This window comes from Catenulispora pinisilvae (assembly GCF_015356865.1).
In the GTDB taxonomy this organism is placed as follows: domain Bacteria; phylum Actinomycetota; class Actinomycetes; order Streptomycetales; family Catenulisporaceae; genus Catenulispora; species Catenulispora pinisilvae.
In genome coordinates this window covers 1-1,178 of the sequence record NZ_JAAFZA010000511.1, presented here as the reverse complement: position 1 = coordinate 1,178, position 1,178 = coordinate 1, and the positions used below count along the sequence as shown (strand labels likewise).

Annotated in this window: 2 protein-coding genes; both read left to right on the top strand. The window is 73.6% G+C overall.

The features are described 5' to 3' along the window. A partial coding sequence (locus IZR01_RS49235; RefSeq protein ID WP_194927897.1) for an MFS transporter occupies positions 1 to 798 on the top strand: 798 nt, incomplete at its 5' end. 2 nt (positions 799 to 800) lie between these two features. Next, on the top strand, positions 801 to 1,178 hold a 378-nt coding region (locus tag IZR01_RS49230; protein WP_194927896.1), incomplete at its 3' end, for a hypothetical protein.

The following is a 1,178-nucleotide window of genomic DNA, read 5'->3' as shown; positions in this document are numbered from 1 at the left end:
GACGCCGCGAGCTACGCGGTCAGCGTCGTGGTGCTGCTGCGGCTGGCGCATGTGCCGCAGCCGGAGCCGGGCAGCCGGCCGACGATCATCAGGGATCTGCGGGACGGGTGGGACGAGTTCCGGTCGCGGACCTGGCTGTGGCTCACGACGGTGCAGTTCGCGCTCTTCAACGCCCTGGTCTGGGCGCCGTATCTGGTGCTGGGGCCGGTGGTGGCCGAGCACCGGCTCGGCGGGGCCGGGGCGTGGGGGCTGGTGCTCGCCGCCAACAGCGCGGGGTCGATCGTCGGCGGGCTGGCGCTGCTGGGGCGCAAGCCGCGGCGGCCGTTCCTGCTGTCGGTGGTGGCGACGTTCGGGTACGTGTTCACGCCCGCGCTGCTGGCCAGCAACCTGGCGCTGCCGTTCGTCTGCGCGGCCGCGGCGGTCACCGGGTTCGGCGGGGCGGTCGGGCAGGCGCTGGACAACACCGTGACGCAGAAGCGGGTGCCGGTCGAGGTGCTGGGGCGGATCACGGCCTATCAGACGCTCGGCGCGTTCGCTCTAGGGCCGCTCGGGCTGGTCATCGCCGGGCCGCTGGGGTCGGCGTTCGGGATCGGGGCTTTTCTGGCGTTCGGGGCGGTGTTCCAGTTCGCGACGGTGGCGCTGATGCTTACTTTGCCCACTGTGCGGCGCCTTGACATGGAAGATGAGGACTTGTCGGAACCCTCCGATACGGTGGTCGAAACAGTGATCGAAGATGAGGCTCCGGTATCGCCACCCTCGCCTTCGCCCGCGCCGTCGCCCGCATCGTCAGGAGGTTGACCATGACCGCCGAAGCCGCCGCCCCGCGTACCAGCACCGGGGACCGCTGGACCCGGCACACCGACCACGTCCGCCGCGGAGCCGGGCGGGCGATCTGGGACGCGGCCGAGGCCGAACCGAACCCGCTGGAGGCCATCTCCACCGCCCGCCACCTGGCCGCCGACCTCGTCGACCGGCTGGCCCGCACCACCCCCGAGGGCGAGCACCTGGCCACCTGCCTGGCCCACGGCCGCCCCGGCGAACCGGGCCTGGCCGCCGACCTGGCCATGTCCCGCCGCGCCCGCCGCTGCCTCACCGACCGCGAGGGCGCCGGCACCACCTTCGGCGCCCTCCTGGTCCTGGGCACCCTCACCCGCGCCCCGATCGGCCTCATCCTGCGC